This window comes from Streptomyces sp. NBC_00887, from assembly GCF_045207585.1.
Map to the genome: position 1 here is coordinate 408481 of NZ_CP108788.1, position 14113 is coordinate 422593.

Consider the following 14113-nt stretch of genomic DNA (forward strand, 5'->3'; position numbering starts at 1 on the left):
TGCGGTAGCAGATGGGGGTGCAGGCGGCGATGTCGGTCGAACCCGCTCAGCCGGCCGAAGTGTTCTGTGTCGCCTCGCGTGCCTCGGTGAGGGCTCGCTGCCTGAGGTTGCCGCCGAACAACTGAATCGTGGTGGCGGCCAGGATGTCGTCCCTGCCGATGGTCCGCCCGTCCCCCCTGCGGGCGGGCAGGGCACGGGGGGAATCCTGGAGGAACGGGGGTGGGGCCGGTTCGCCCGACATCACTGGGGTGACCGTACCGAAACGTTTGACCCCGCCCTCGCGGGCGACAAGGGCAGCTTCCCGGGCGAGGTCCGTCAGGAACACGCTCGCGATTCCGTCCAGGTCGCGGATCATCTCCGGGACGGCCGTCGCCCCCTGGCTCCACAGCAGCTTCTTGACCCCGGCCTCGAACCTGTGTGCGCCGACCACAGCACTCGGTTTGCGCGACTTGCTGCGCCTACGAGAAGGCACGATGGCACCCTCGGCGTCGTACAGGACACCGGTCATGCCTTTGAACGTCGGGCTGTGGTCGTACCATTTGTGCCCCACCTCGAGCTCGACGTTCCGGTCGATCGCCGAGACAAGGTCTCCGGACAACAGCTTCTTCCGGGATTGCTCCGCCGCGGCTCTCCGCGCGCCGTCGATGATCTCCGTCAGCACTGTCCGCGTCACCGACGCGGCGGCCCACGCGGCCGACCGAGAGACGTGCATCGGGGTCACGTCCCTGAACACCGCTTTGACGAGAGAAGACTTGAACGGCAAGACATCCATGACCGAGGTGGCCTCGGGACCGCTGTGCTCAGGGCGTGCGGGCTGTGCGGTCATCGGAAGAAACGCTCCCTGCTGTCGGAGTTGTCAGAGCGGCCCACACTTCACCACGCAAGCCCGCTCTCTTCCCCATCCTCCGTCGAAGCGGCGCCCGGTCAAAGGCCTGACGGGCACATCCCGACGGCCGGGCCGATGATCAGCCACCTCCCGCACGCCCTCTTGCCGTGGCACCTGCGTCCCCCGCCCGGCCGTCCGGCGGTACCCCGTTCTCCCAGGCCCCTGCCACCGAGGAGGAGCAGCTGGTGAGGCGCACGCAGGACGGCAAGTGGACGGTCAACGTGCGGGGCGACGGAGGCATTCCAGGCCCGCGAGGGGCACTTGAACGTGCCCCTCAGAGCCTGCGGCAGCAGATGAGGGTGCACGCGAGCTGGTGAGGGCGAGGAAGTGGGCGGCTTCGCGTTCGTAACGTCGGTGGAGGCGGCGGCAGTCGGCGAGACTGGCGAAGAGCGTCGTCCCCACGGCGCTCTATTCGAAGTCGCCGGTGGCGACGGCAAGGGTGTCAGGAGCGAACGCTAGGGTGCGTGCTCGTGGACGCTACTGATCTTGACCACCGGGCCCGGACGCGGTCCGGTTGTATCCCACCGGAACTGGTCTCGCGGCTGCTCGAACATGGCTACGCCGACGTGGTGGAAGCGCGGGCCGGGCGTGGGGAATGGTTCTGCGCGCTCGCATGGGCGCGGTTGCTGGGCGAGCAGGGGCGGCAGGCCGACGCGTTGCAGGTGCTCGCTCCGTACCTGGCGACCGGCTGGTGGACGGCCGTGGAAGCCGCCGCGGACCTGCTGGAGGGCTGGGGCCGCGTCGAGGAGGCGGTCGAGATCACTCGGGTCCGTATGGAGGCCGGGCATCCGATGGCGCTGGAGTCCTACACGCGCCTCCTCGCCCGGAACGGGCGCGCCGCGGAGGCCTTCACCCTGCTGCGACCGCACCTCGGTGAGCCGTCCCTGGCCGAGGCGTTGGTAGACGTCGCGGGACCCGCCGGGCGCGACGACGAAGTCGCCGCTCTACTCACGGCCCGAACCGAGCACCGGTGTTCCGACTTTCCGTGGTGTTGCCGAGGCTTCGATCGCGACATGGCGATCGGGCTGCTCGCCACCATCCGCGAGCGCCAGGGCCGCATCGACGAGGCGACCGCCCTGCTGTGCGCCGAGAACATCACGCCGGTCGGACACCGTGAGCAACTCGCTGCACTGCTGGCACGGCACGGCCGGCTCGACGCACTGCGGGCGGCCGCGACGAGTGATGACTCCGGGTTCGCCGTGCAACGGCTTGCGCGGTTGCTGGAGGAGCGCGGCGACGTGGAGGGCGCGGTCGCGGCATACCGTCAGGCCGAGGGAACTGTGGATCGAACGTCCAACTCGGCATTCGAGCTCGCGCAGCTCCTGGCCCGGCACGGCAGGGGCGACGAAGCGATCGATGTGATGCGCGTCCAGGCCGAAGCCCACAACGGGGACGACTGGATCCTCCACACTCTGTCCGGTCTCTACCTCGAGCACGGCCGCCCCCAGGACGGTCTGGAGCTCCTCGACTCCCTCGCCGCCGCCCGCGGGGGAGAGGAGGAATGGGACCTGTACTGGATACGACTGCCGCTGATCGCCGCCTGCAACGGTATCGACGAAGCGATCGCACAGGCCCGTGCCCACCCCGAAGGTGCCACCTCGTACGCGGCGCCGCATATCGCCGAGCTCCTCGCCGGCACCGGACGCACCGAGGACGCTCTCGCCGTCCTCGAACAGCACGCCCCCGCGAACAGGCACGACCTGGCCGGCTACCTCATCGACCTCGGCCGCGTCGAGGATGCCTTGGCCATCCTCCAACGGCCCACCCCACCGCCGCCCGAGTACTGGGGCGGCTCCTGGCACGACGAGCCCTCGCTCTGATTCACGGCACAGTTCGGGGCAACCTGCTGATCGACGGCGGCCGACTGATCTCCGTGATCGACTTCGGGTGCACGGGGGTGGGGGATCCTGCCTGCGATCTGTTCCCAGCGTGGAATCTGCTGCCGGCCGCTGCCGGAAAGGTCTTCCGCGAGGCACTCGCTGTGGACGATGCAACATGGATCCGCGGCCGGGGGAAGACACTCTCGCAGGCGCTGATCGCGCTGCCCTGTTACCGGAAGACGAACCCGCCTATGGCACACAACGCCCGGCATGTGATCCGGGCGGTGCTGGAGGAAGGCTGAGTGGCTGTTGTTGTTCCGAACTTGAGGAGTGCTGGTCGAACGGGAGTCACCTGAACTCCCGACCCGACCGGTCCTCCCCCGCCGTCGTGACCTCCGCGTCCATCACATCGAGCGGCAGCATGACCGCGCGCACCGGGTGGACGTCACGTCGCCGAGGTGCCCGGCCGCACGGCGAGGCCAGAGCACCCACAGGCACGGCGCCTGGCGTACCGCCACCACCAGCGTCCTCGCAGCAGTGCGCAGCTTGTCACCCGAGCGGTGGGAGGCGAGGACGCCCGCAATGGCCAACCGGCGGCGACTGTGAAAATCGCTGTCCGATCACCGGAGCACGGTGATAGACATCCGGCGTGGAAAAGAATCTTGAGTTCCCTGACCTGTTGCGACTGATCGATGAACGGTCGACCGCCTTCCGCGCCGTGGTCGCCGCCGCGCCCGGTCTCGACGCGCAGGTGCCGACCTGCCCCGGGTGGACGCTGTTCGATCTGGTGAAGCACCTGGGTGGGGGCGACCGTTTCTGGGCCGCCATCGTCGGCGCGGGGTCTGCCGACGCTCCCCCGGCCGAGGCCGTCGCCGCGCGCGCCGCGCTGGAAGTGCCGCAGGAGCGTGAGGCCCTGCTGGCCTGGCTGGCCGCGTCGACGCAGCTCCTGCTGGGCGCCCTGCGCGAGGCGGGACCGGAGAGCGGTTGCTGGACGTGGTGGCCCGCGTCGCAGTCACCGCAGACCGCCGGCGGCACCGCCCGGCACCGGATCCAGGAGACCGCGGTGCACACCTACGACGCCCAGCTCGCCGGGGGCGCCCCGCAACCGCTGCCGGTCGAGCTGGCACTCGACGGTGTGGAGGAGTTCCTGTTCACCGTCTGCGGAACGCCGAGTGCCTGGCCGCACAAGCCCACGGCCTTCGACTTCCACTCCGCCGAGGGCCGCTCCTGGCGCCTCACCGTCGACGGCGACGGCGCACGCACCACCCGCATCCCCGCGCCCACCGCGGCGACCGGCGAAGACTCGGACGCAGCCGGCGCCTCCGTCCACGGCACGGCCAGTGAGCTGGTCCTCTACCTGTACGACCGGATCCAGGCCGACTCCTTGCGCGTTGACGGAGACGCAGGGCTGCTCGACCTGCTCCGCGCCTGGGAGCCGGAGGAGAAGTAGGACGTAGCGGGGGCGGTTGGCCGCGCCTCGAGCCGGTAAGACACGACTCTTCGCCAGGTTCGTCAGTCGCGGCACCGGACTCAAACCCGCGAGGCGGCCTCGGGGCGTCACCAAGCCGACCGTCCACCTGGATGGCAGTCGAATTTGCCACCGCGCGATGCTGGACGCGATCCGCTACCTGGTCGACAACGGCACGAAGTGGCGGGCCATGCCTGCCGACTTCCCACCATGGGACCGGGTCTACGCGTTCCTCCGGCGCTGGCGCAACCACGATCTGGCCCGCGAGTTCCACGACCAGCTCCGCCGCCTGGTCCGCGAGCGGGCCGGGCGGGACTCGGAGCCGGGCGCCGGCGTGATCGACTCGCAGTCGGTCAAAGCGGACGCGGTCGTCGGCTCTGACAGCCGCGGCTTCGACGGCGGCAAGCTGATCGACGGGCGCAAGCGGCACGTCGTGGTCGACACCCTTGGCCTGCTGCTCGCGGTGATGGTCACCGCAGCGGATGTGGGCGACAGCGCCGCGGCCCAGGTCCTGCTCACCCAGGTCACTGCCGCGCACCCTGGCCCTGGTCTGGGCCGACGGCGGATACACCGGCAGCCTCGTCGAGTACTGCCTCGCGGCCCTCGCCCTGGTCCTCGCCATCATCAAACGCAGCGACGACATGCGCGGCTTCGTCGTGCTGCCCAAGCGGTGGATCGTCGAGCGGTTCTTCGCCCACCTGATGCGAAGTCGCCGTCTCGTGCGCGACTTCGAGCGTTCCATCGCCAGCGCGGAGGCGATGGTCTACTGGTCGATGACGATGCTCATGACCCGCCGCGTTGCCCGGCCACGTCCTTCGCGAGCGTGAATCGGCCAGGTGCCGGATCGATCAGCCAGCCGCGCGCCGTCAGCCGCTTGGCCTTCGATCGCAGTGCCTCCACCTTTCCCGGTACGGGGTCCAGGCCGAAACAGGCGGCCATCTCCTGGCACGTCAACGCTCCTTGACCGAGTCGGTTACGGTCGCTGAGGGCCTGCAGGATGCGCTGGTAGTCCACCGACAGCGCCGACCAGGCCAGCCCCGCGCGCCACACCTGCACCACTGTTTTCGGCTTCGCCGCCTCCGCCGGTTCGGGCCGCGCCGGTTGCACACGGGGAGCCGGCAGACCCTCGGAGGCGGGGGGCCGACGACGGCGTCGTTGCCCGGGGCCAGTACCTCGCCCACGCGTGAGCGGGCGATGACCCACTCGTTCCACTCCCGCTCAGCCAAGGCCAGCTCCGCCTGGAGGCGGCCGGCCTCCTCCCGCAGACCGTCGACACGACGGCGAGCGGTGAGCGGTGAGCGGTGAGCTCACGCTGTTCCAGCAGTCCCACGACCGACGGCGTCCTCGACCTACACCAACGCAACGACACGACACGTCACCACTGCCACGAGACCGCCGACCCTATGCCTGACCAGCGAGAACGCAGTCTCAAGCCCGGAAAGACAACAACCTCTGAGTCAATTCACTGTGTGCTGACCCGTGCTGGTCATTGTCACCCGGTCCGCAGCGGCGGTGACGGAGGGGCCGCAGGATGAGAGCGATCGCCCACGACGACTGGCTGCCCTGCGCGAGGCAACTCCCATAACCATTGCGCCGTAATGTTCGACCTCAGGGGCAGCCCCCTGCTCACCGGCGGGCGAGGGGCCGCAGGACTGGCCGAGACGGACCCGAGCCCCAACCGAACAAGGTAGGCAGCCCCACCTCCAGAACAGGCCGGAGGCGGAGTGCACCCAGAGCGCGTTGGGGACCCGCGTCCGGCGCCCGCATGTGGTCGACCGGACGGCCGAGGAGTGGGACGTGGGCCTGGCCGGCGAGGTGCCCGGCGGCATCGAGGACCCCTTCTTCCGGCGGCCGCTCTGGCTTCAGACCCGCTGCGCGGGACGGATCCTGTGGGCCTACGACGAGGAGCACGTGGATGCCCTCGCCGCCTGCGTGGGTGCCCGGCTGCGCGAGCGTCATGCCTCCTCCGACGATGGGGATGTTCGCCCGACTGCCTGCCTGGATGAAGTCCGCGGCGCACCGTGACGAGATACCGGCCGGCCTCGCGACGCTGGGGGCCCCTTGCTCGGATCGCGGCCTCCGCCGTCTGCGTTGCGAGCAACTAGCCATCAAGGTGCGGGCTCCGTCGAACCCAGCAATGACGAAGGCCACGCCCAGGGCTGGGCGGCCTCACAAACAGGTCTTCATCAGCGGCAGGTGATGCGGGTGATGACCACACTGTTGTGACTGATGATCCTGATCCCGCGGGATCCCTCCCATGCCTGCGTCAGCTCAACGTTCCGTTGTTCGAGTCACCGCCGGGTGAGCTGGCAGGCGACGCCGGAATGCGACTGTCTCCCGCATCGTCGGGGGTTTCTACCCGGCGGGTATGTGCTGGCGGAGCATAGTGAGGACGGTTGCAGAAATGAGTTCCGCAATGTCCGGCTGTCTTCCTCTTCGTAAGCCCGAGGAATTCCCAGCCGGCCCGGGAAAGTGAGAAACATGAAGTACATGATCCAGATGAACGTGCCTGCGGCCCAGTGGGACGCCATCATGTCGTCCTACTCCACAGCCGACATGGAGGCCATGTTCGCCCACATGAACGCCCTCAACGAGGACATCAATGCCGCTGGTGAATGGGTGGACGGTCAGGGCCTCGGCGGCCCCTCGCTGGTCAAGACGGTGAGGGCCGGAAGCGATGGGCGCCCGCAAGTGACCGACGGGCCGGCACAGGCGGAACAGCACATCCTGGCCGGGTACTGGGTGGTCGACGTCAAGAGCGAGGACCGGGCACTGGAGATCGCCGCACGGGCGTCCGCGTGTCCCGGCCCAGGCGGGAAGCCCGGCAGCGACCCGGTCGAAGTGCACCCGATCCCCGAGGGCCCACCGGAGGCCTGATCCGGCCCGGTCGACGCATGGGGGCCGGGATCGGTTCGTGCCTGAGCCCCTCCCATGTGACTCTGCGCGCCGGTGAGGCCGTCACGGTCCCACCACCCACGCCAGAGTGCGGGCTTCAGGCCGGAGTTCGACCATAACGGCCGCTGGTTGCCGGTGCCGACAACGGTCTACCGGTGTGTCAGCGCGTACCTCGGCGACGAGGTTCGGCTGAACGGGACGTACCGGAGCTTGTTCCCGGGGCCTCATCCATCCCTGATCTGCATTCCCGTCCACGGATGCTCGGGCCCGCTGGGGGCAGCGCGGCCCCAGCTCGCGCCGACGCCGCGCGGCAGGGCCCCGACTGGTGCGGCGAGGGCGGCGCCACGAGGAACTCACCCGCCGAGGGTGACCCGGCACCGTGAACCAGTTGTGGAGGCGCAATGCCCGAGGGCGCACGCAGCGCATCGTCGAGGAAGTAGTGCGAAGGTCGCGCTGAGGATGTCGAGAGCGTGCCACCGGCGCCGTCCCAGGGACATCAGCGGCCACCACCGGCCGCATGAGAACGAAGGAGACACCACCATGGCGATTCAGCGGATGGACAACGTCGGCATCGTCGTCGAGGACATTGATGCCGCCGTGGCGTTCTTCGTGGAACTCGGCATGGAGCTGGAGGGCAGGGCGGAGGTCGAGGGCCTCGTCGCCGACCAGTGCACCGGACTCGACGGCGTCCACTGTGACATCGCGATGGTCCGGACCCCGGACGGTCGCAGCCGGCTCGAGCTGGCGAAGTACCGCAGCCCTGCGGCGATCAGCGCCGGGCCGCGCAACCGGCCACACAACATTCTGGGCACGCACCGCGTCATGTTCGCCGTCGACGACATCGAGGCCACCGTTGCCCGGCTGCGCCCTCATGGCGCCGAACTCGTCGGCGAGATCGCCCGGTTCGAGGACAGCTATCTGCTCTGCTACCTCCGCGGGCCGGACGGCATCATCGTCGGGCTGGCCCAGCAACTGCACTGAGAAGGAGAAGTCGAACCACGCAGCAGAACAAGATCATCGAGGTGCGGACCCGCCGATCAGCCTGGAGCTCTGGCCGGTGACGTGACCCACCTGACCCCCGTCGAACCTGCCCCCGCCGGTAGGCGCCGGGCATCGTCTCGCGGGACTGGGGGCATCGGCTCGGCCGGTGGGCGGAGGACCACAGGTCAGGTGTCCGGATGGGGCCCTGCGTCCGAAACAACTACGCGCTGCCTGTGCAGTCGGACGGAGGTGGCGGGAACCGGCGCCCCTTGCCCGACATCGACGCCTTGGCCCCCTCCAGCCCGCGGGCGGGGCGGGGAAGCGCCGGGTGGGACGACAGGTGCTGATCGTCCGAGACCACGTTCTGTCAGGCCGGTCGCTCCTCCGTCGAGGAGAGGGACGCCGCGCGCACCGCTCGGGGCCGTGTGCCGGGGCCCGGATTCACCTGGCGCACCAGGAGGTCACCGCGGAGCGGCCGGGCTGGTCACTCGACCTGCGCCGACGGCTGCTGACGCCAGCACCTCGTGGAGCACACCGCCACTCTCGGCATCGACATGAACATCGTTCACCGCGACCCCACCAGCGGTTTCGCCGTCCTCCCGCCGGCGGACCCTCGAGCAGACTCGCCGGCCGTGTGCAGCAGGCTCGACGGCCCACCTCAGGGCGGCCTCGGGAGGTGGGACAGCCGACCGGGGCCGGCCCTGAGGACGGGTCACTTCCGCCAGAACAGGTGGTGTTTCACGCCGCTCGGGCTGGGCACGACATCCAGGTGGAACCGGTCGAGCAGCTCGTCTGGGGACTCCCAGAGTCGTAGTCCGGACCCGAGCTTTACCGGCGAGACCGCCACATGCATGGTGTCGACGAGGTCGGCGTCGAGGAACTGCCGGATGGTGGTCACCCCGCCGCCGAGCCGGACGTCCTTGCCCTGCGCCGCCTCCCGGGCCTGCTCGAGGACCGTGGCCGGATCACCGTCGACGAAGTGGAACGTCGTGTCGGAAAGTGTGAACGACGGACGCTCGTGGTGGGTCAGGACGAACACCGGGGTGCGGAACGGCGGCTTGTCACCCCACCAGCCCTGCCATTCATGGTCCTGCCAGGGCCCGCGCTGGGGCCCGAACTTGTTGCGGCCCATGATCTCTGCGCCGATGTTGCGGTCGTAGTCCCTCGTGAGGTAGTCGTCCAGGCCTCGGCTCCCTCCTGGGTCCGTGCGCATGGGCCAGCTCGCCGTGGCGCCCGCCCAGGCGAACAGCCTCTCGGGCTCGACCCCATCACCGAACGGTCTCTCGAGGGTCTGGTTCTCTCCCGCGCCGATTCCGTCACTTGAGACATTGAAGTTCTGGACTCTCAGTAATTGATTCACGCGTTCCTCCCGCGATGGGCGATGACGGTAGTGAGACTAGCCGGGCGGTGAGAATTCATCGCTGATTCCGTGACGGGTCAGAAACTGGGCTACGACAGCGTCTCTCCCTGTGAAGTTTGCCCAGACTCCGGCGGTGAGCGGGCGTCCGCGCCGGTGGGGTCTTCGACTATCCGCTCGGCCATCGAGGAGACTCGAAGGCACTGCCACAGACGTCGGACGGGTCGTGAGAAACGCCCACGCGGCGTCACGCGCACACGGCCTCGCTGCGTGACCTGATCGCCGCTCTATCGGTGGCGTCACCACAGCAGACCATGGAGGTGGAGTCCGAGCACTACCCTGATCCGGCTGTCGCGGACAGCCGGATCAGCGCTGCAACGGCCGGCGGCATAACTCGGTGTCGATCTCGCACCGGCACCCGGCGAACGGGGCCCACTCGCTTCGGCCGGCAACGCCTCGTCGGTCCTGAGCGCAAAGCCGCTGTTCCGCGCTCCCGCAAGCGCACCGAAACCCACGAACGCGGGCCGGACGGCTGCGGTGATGGTGCTCCGTTTGTGCCCCTGATTCAACCCGATCAACTGTTTCCGGTCATGCCTCTGTCGTCTGGCTGATTCCAGTGCCATGCTGATCGCGCGGAACCCGGTCATCCCCCCGAGGATCGGGATCCCGCAACGGCCCCGCCTGCGCGCTTCGGCAAAGGCGGGGCCTGCCGCCCCTCCCGGCCTCCCCACGGGAGGGTCGCTGCACGCCAGTTGCCCCCGACAGCGGCCGTTACGAACTTCGCTGACCCCGCCTCGACACCTTGTTCCTATACGGTGCGCCGGTACATCTACCGGAGTGCGGCTGGGAAACGAGTGATGGACACGAAGTCAGGGCCCGCGGGCGCGGGCGAGTTGAAGCGGCACCTGGGTGTGTTCGATGCCGTGGTGATCGGCCTGGGGTCGATGATCGGGGCGGGGATCTTCGCCGCTCTGGCTCCGGCGGCCGATGCGGCCGGGTCGGGGCTGCTGCTCGGCCTGACGCTGGCGGCCGTGGTGGCGTACTGCAACGCGACGTCCTCGGCACGCCTCGCCACCCGCTACCCCGCTTCCGGTGGTACCTACGTCTACGGGCGCGAGCGCCTGGGCGAGTTCTGGGGCTACCTCGCGGGCTGGGCGTTCGTGGTCGGCAAGAGCGCCTCCTGTGCGGCCATGGCGCTGACCGTCGGCTCCTACGTGTGGCCCGGTCAGGCGCACGCCGTCGCGGTCGCGGCCGTGGTGGCGCTGACCGCGGTCAACTACGCGGGGGTGCAGAAGTCCGCCTGGCTCACCCGCGTCATCGTCACCGTGGTCCTGGCCGTCCTGGTCGCCGTGACGGTCACCGTGGTCGCCTCCGGCGATGCGGACGCCGCCCGGCTCGGCATCGGTGACGACGCGACGTTCGGCGGGGTGCTCCGAGCGGCGGGCCTGCTGTTCTTCGCCTTCGCCGGCTACGCCCGCATCGCCACGCTCGGCGAGGAGGTCCGCGACCCCGCCCGCACCATCCCGCGGGCCATCCCGCTCGCTCTCGGCATCGCACTCGTCGTCTACGCGACCGTCGCCGTCGCCGTCCTGCTCGTGCTGGGCCCGCAACGCCTGGCGGACGCCACTGCCCCTCTGTCGGATGCCGCGCGTGCCACAGGCGCGGACTGGCTGCCGCCGGTCGTACGGGGAGGTGCCGCGGTGGCCGCGCTCGGCTCGCTCCTCGCCCTGATCCTCGGGGTCTCGCGTACGACCCTGGCGATGGCCCGCGACCGGCATCTCCCGCATGCCCTGGCTGCCGTCCACCCGAAGTTCCAGGTGCCGCACCGCGCCGAACTCGTGGTCGGCGCCGTCGTCGCCGCGCTCGCCGCGACCACCGACGTACGCGGGGCGATCGGGTTCTCCTCCTTCGGGGTGCTCGTCTACTACGCCGTCGCCAACGCGTCCGCGTGGACGCTCGCCCCGCACGAGGGCCGACCCGCGCGGATCATTCCGGCCGTCGGGCTCGCAGGCTGCCTCGTCCTCGCATTCGCCCTGCCGGCCTCGTCGGTGATCTCCGGAGCCGCAGTTCTGACCGTCGGCACCGCTGCCTACGCGGTACGTCGCGTGGTGACCGCCCGCAGTGGGTGACCACGGTTGACGCGCATCCGCTCTGTCAGCGGGTGCGGCGGACGCGGCCCAGAGCTCGCCTGCCCAGGGCGGTGCCGATCAGCCCCAGCATCAGGGCCACGTATGCCCCGCCCAAGCCGTTGCCGGTGCCGAGCCCACCGTCGGCGGTGGCCGCGACCAGCCCGCCGAGAGCCATGGCGACCAGTCCCAGGACCACGGCTGCCGTGGCCCCGAGCGACCCGTTGGCAATGCCGAGCCGGCCGGCAGGTCGGGTCAGGGCCAACACGGCGATGACCAGTGCGGCCAGCCCCAGCAGCCCGCCGGTGGTGGCTCCCAGCCTCCCGAGGCTGAATTCGGTGACGCCGGCGGCGACAGGCTGGACCGAGGGGTGTGCTGCCGCTGGTGCGGCAGGACCGAGCCCGCTGAGCAGGGCGGTCGCAGAGGCGGTGAAGAGGCGACGAGCGGACATGAGGGTGCTCCTTTTCCCACGAAACGGATGTGGTTGGAGCATCTCGGCCCGGCCCCGCCAGGTCGTCCAGCAGACGCAGGCACTTCGCGCTACCGCGGTCGCAGCAGGTGCTTCGGTGCTACTGCGCGCGCGGTAGTCGGCCGCTCGTCCGCACGCGGGATTCGCCCGCGGCGGCCACGGGCTACGGTGCGGGCATGAGCATGGGACAGTTCCGCATTCGAGCCGATGTCAGAGACTGGCTGATAGCCGTGGGCGTGGCGACAGCGCTGATGGTCACCGGGTTGTCCGGGCAGCACTCCGCCACGGGACTCGACCTGCTCGGATACGTGCTGTTGACGGTGGGCGGCCTCGCGCTGGCCGCGGGCCGCCGAGCTCCGATCGCCGTCCTCGCCGTCACCGCGCTGTGCGCGGTGGGGTACCAGGCGGCAGGTTTCGACGTGGCCGCCGTCGCGTTCCTCTTCGCGGTGTACGCGGCGATGCGGGCAGGACACCGCCTCATCACGGTGGCGGTGAGCGTGGCCGTGCTGGCCTCTCTCCCCCTCGCAGCCCTGACCTCCGGCCTGCACGACACGGGCGAGGCGTTCGCGCAGGCCCGGGGCGCCCTCGAAATCGCCTGGCTCATCGCCGCCGGCGCCGCCGGCGAAGCCCTCCGGCAGGCCGAGCAACGGGCGGACGAAGCCGAACGTACCCGCGAGGAGACCGCGCGGCGCCGCGCCGACGAGGAGCGGCTGCACATCGCGCGCGAGCTGCACGATTCGCTCACCCACCAGATCTCGGTCATCAAGGTGCAGTCCGAAGTCGCCGTCCACGTGGCACGTAAGCGCGGCGAGACGGTGCCAGAGGCCCTGCTGGCGATCCGTGAGGCCGGCCGTGAGGCGTCCCGGGAGCTCCGCGCCACGCTGGAGGCGCTGCGTGACGACGACAAGTCCCCGCCCCGTGGGCTCGACCACATCCCGGAGCTGGTTGAACGGGCCGGCAGGGGCGGTCTGCTGGCGACACTGACGATCGAAGGAGAGCGCCACGACGTGCCGGCCGCAGTGGGCAAAACCGTCTACCGGGTCGTTCAGGAGTCACTGACCAACATCGCCCGCCACGCGGACGCCGGCACGGTGTCGGTCCGCATCGGATACCGGCCTGACGCCCTTGCGATCCGCGTCGACGACGACGGCAAAGCCACCCCGGACAGTGCGCCGCAACCGGGCATCGGGCTCCTCGGGATGCGCGAACGCGTCACCGCCCTCGGAGGCCGACTGCGGGCAGCACCACGCAGCGAGGGCGGCTTCACCGTCCAGGCCGAACTCCCCCTGGAACGAGCCTCATGATCCGTGTCCTGCTGGTCGACGACCAGCCACTCATCCGCAGCGGATTCCGCGCGCTCCTCGACCTGGAGGACGACATCGAAGTCGTGGCCGAAGCCGCCAACGGCCACGACGGCCTGAGACTCGCCGAGGAACACCTGCCCGACATCGCGCTCGTCGACATCCAGATGCCGGGTCTCGACGGCATCGAGACGACTCGGCGCATCGCAGCGGACCCGGCCCTGGCCGGAGTACACGTCGTCATCCTCACCAACTACGGCCTGGACGAATACGTCTTCAACGCCCTGCGCGCCGGCGCGGCCGGATTCCTCGTCAAGGACATCGTGCCGGAGGACTTTCTGCACGCCGTACGCGTAGCCGCGCGCGGCGATGCCCTGCTCGCACCCTCCATCACCCGCAAGCTGATCAACCGATACATCACCCAGCCGCCTCCCACGGCCACTGATACGGCCCTGGAAGAGCTGACCAGCCGCGAACGCGAAGCCGTTGTCCTGGTCGCGCAAGGCCTTTCCAACGACGAGATCGCGGACCACATGGTGATCAGCCCGCTGACCGCGAAAACCCACATCAACAGATCCATGACCAAACTCCGGGCCCGGGACCGTGCCCAGCTCGTGGTCCTCGCCTACGAATCCGGCCTGGTCACCCCCCACAACTCCTGACAACCAGCGACGGCCACGTCGAAGTCACCTCCGTGCTCACGCGGACGGACATCCCCACGCGTGCCCTGAGCACCCCCAACGGATCCGGTCTTCGGGCCGCCTGAGCTTGCAGGGCTCGAGTCAGGTCACGGCTCGCGGACCGGGGCGG

The 14113-nt window shown here is 69.8% G+C and carries 12 protein-coding genes and 3 pseudogenes; 11 read left to right on the forward strand and 4 right to left on the reverse strand.

Going from position 1 to position 14113, the window contains the following annotated elements:
- Positions 1 to 46: 46 nt before the first annotated feature.
- On the reverse strand, positions 47 to 826 hold the full coding sequence (locus OG844_RS01920) for a hypothetical protein (protein ID WP_406387666.1): 780 nt from the start codon (positions 824 to 826) through the stop codon (positions 47 to 49).
- Positions 827 to 2387: 1561 nt separating this feature from the next.
- Between OG844_RS01920 and OG844_RS01925 the strand changes: the two genes are divergently transcribed.
- The 4 genes and pseudogenes from OG844_RS01925 (at position 2388) to OG844_RS01940 (ending at position 5001) form a co-directional block, all read left to right on the forward strand.
- A complete protein-coding gene (locus tag OG844_RS01925) occupies positions 2388 to 3008 on the forward strand; it encodes a phosphotransferase (protein WP_406395917.1) in 621 nt (206 codons plus the stop codon).
- Positions 3009 to 3355: 347 nt separating this feature from the next.
- Positions 3356 to 4156, forward strand: coding sequence for a maleylpyruvate isomerase family mycothiol-dependent enzyme (locus OG844_RS01930; RefSeq protein ID WP_406387668.1), 801 nt, complete (start codon positions 3356 to 3358; stop codon positions 4154 to 4156).
- Positions 4157 to 4313: 157 nt separating this feature from the next.
- Positions 4314 to 4637 (forward strand): annotated as a pseudogene (locus OG844_RS01935) (transposase); the annotation flags it as partial.
- A 19-nt stretch (positions 4638 to 4656) separates the two neighbouring features.
- Positions 4657 to 5001: a transposase gene (locus tag OG844_RS01940; protein WP_406387669.1), complete on the forward strand. Its 345-nt coding sequence runs from the start codon at positions 4657 to 4659 to the stop codon at positions 4999 to 5001.
- On the opposite strand, the pseudogene OG844_RS01945 reads toward OG844_RS01940, so the two are convergent.
- Positions 4958 to 5537, reverse strand: a pseudogene (locus OG844_RS01945) (hypothetical protein). The gene OG844_RS01940 and the pseudogene OG844_RS01945 overlap by 44 nt on opposite strands.
- A 377-nt stretch (positions 5538 to 5914) precedes the next feature.
- Here OG844_RS01945 and OG844_RS01950 point away from each other — a divergent pair.
- From OG844_RS01950 to OG844_RS01965, 4 genes and pseudogenes are all read left to right on the forward strand, one after another.
- A complete protein-coding gene (locus OG844_RS01950; RefSeq protein ID WP_406387670.1) occupies positions 5915 to 6199 on the forward strand; it encodes a hypothetical protein in 285 nt (94 codons plus the stop codon).
- 456 nt (positions 6200 to 6655) lie between these two features.
- Positions 6656 to 7051 (forward strand): YciI family protein, encoded by a 396-nt coding sequence (locus OG844_RS01955; RefSeq protein ID WP_406387671.1) that lies wholly within the window; start codon positions 6656 to 6658, stop codon positions 7049 to 7051.
- 558 nt (positions 7052 to 7609) lie between these two features.
- Entirely contained in the window at positions 7610 to 8050 is a 441-nt protein-coding gene (locus OG844_RS01960; protein WP_406387672.1) for a VOC family protein, read from the forward strand.
- 512 nt (positions 8051 to 8562) lie between these two features.
- A pseudogene (locus OG844_RS01965) lies at positions 8563 to 8652 on the forward strand (IS5/IS1182 family transposase); the annotation flags it as partial.
- A 110-nt stretch (positions 8653 to 8762) separates the two neighbouring features.
- Here OG844_RS01965 and OG844_RS01970 read toward each other — a convergent pair.
- Positions 8763 to 9410, reverse strand: coding sequence for a dihydrofolate reductase family protein (locus OG844_RS01970; protein ID WP_406387673.1), 648 nt, complete (start codon positions 9408 to 9410; stop codon positions 8763 to 8765).
- Between the two features lie 854 nt (positions 9411 to 10264).
- Between OG844_RS01970 and OG844_RS01975 the strand changes: the two genes are divergently transcribed.
- Positions 10265 to 11536, forward strand: coding sequence for an APC family permease (locus OG844_RS01975; RefSeq protein WP_406387674.1), 1272 nt, complete (start codon positions 10265 to 10267; stop codon positions 11534 to 11536).
- Between the two features lie 25 nt (positions 11537 to 11561).
- Here OG844_RS01975 and OG844_RS01980 read toward each other — a convergent pair whose 3' ends face one another.
- Positions 11562 to 11984, reverse strand: a complete 423-nt coding sequence (locus OG844_RS01980; protein WP_406387675.1) for a DUF6223 family protein — start codon at positions 11982 to 11984, stop codon at positions 11562 to 11564.
- A 194-nt stretch (positions 11985 to 12178) separates the two neighbouring features.
- On the opposite strand from OG844_RS01980, the gene OG844_RS01985 reads away from it, so the two are divergent.
- Both OG844_RS01985 and OG844_RS01990 read left to right on the forward strand, forming a co-directional pair.
- The gene (locus OG844_RS01985; protein ID WP_406387677.1) at positions 12179 to 13306 is read left to right on the forward strand and encodes a sensor histidine kinase; all 1128 of its coding nucleotides are present in this window, start codon (positions 12179 to 12181) and stop codon (positions 13304 to 13306) included.
- Positions 13303 to 13965, forward strand: coding sequence for a response regulator (locus tag OG844_RS01990; protein ID WP_406387678.1), 663 nt, complete (start codon positions 13303 to 13305; stop codon positions 13963 to 13965). The genes OG844_RS01985 and OG844_RS01990 overlap by 4 nt, the downstream gene beginning before the upstream one ends.
- The last annotated feature ends 148 nt before the right edge of the window (positions 13966 to 14113 follow it).

Coding starts and splice junctions, on each gene's coding strand:
- OG844_RS01980 (WP_406387675.1), bottom strand. CDS start 11,984: ATGTCCGCTCGTCGCCTCTTCACCGCCTCTGCGACCGCCCTGCTCAGC.
- OG844_RS01960 (WP_406387672.1), top strand. CDS start 7,610: ATGGCGATTCAGCGGATGGACAACGTCGGCATCGTCGTCGAGGACATT.
- OG844_RS01975 (WP_406387674.1), top strand. CDS start 10,265: ATGGACACGAAGTCAGGGCCCGCGGGCGCGGGCGAGTTGAAGCGGCAC.
- OG844_RS01955 (WP_406387671.1), top strand. CDS start 6,656: ATGAAGTACATGATCCAGATGAACGTGCCTGCGGCCCAGTGGGACGCC.
- OG844_RS01985 (WP_406387677.1), top strand. CDS start 12,179: ATGAGCATGGGACAGTTCCGCATTCGAGCCGATGTCAGAGACTGGCTG.
- OG844_RS01940 (WP_406387669.1), top strand. CDS start 4,657: ATGTGGGCGACAGCGCCGCGGCCCAGGTCCTGCTCACCCAGGTCACTG.
- OG844_RS01990 (WP_406387678.1), top strand. CDS start 13,303: ATGATCCGTGTCCTGCTGGTCGACGACCAGCCACTCATCCGCAGCGGA.
- OG844_RS01925 (WP_406395917.1), top strand. CDS start 2,388: ATGGGACCTGTACTGGATACGACTGCCGCTGATCGCCGCCTGCAACGG.
- OG844_RS01920 (WP_406387666.1), bottom strand. CDS start 826: ATGACCGCACAGCCCGCACGCCCTGAGCACAGCGGTCCCGAGGCCACC.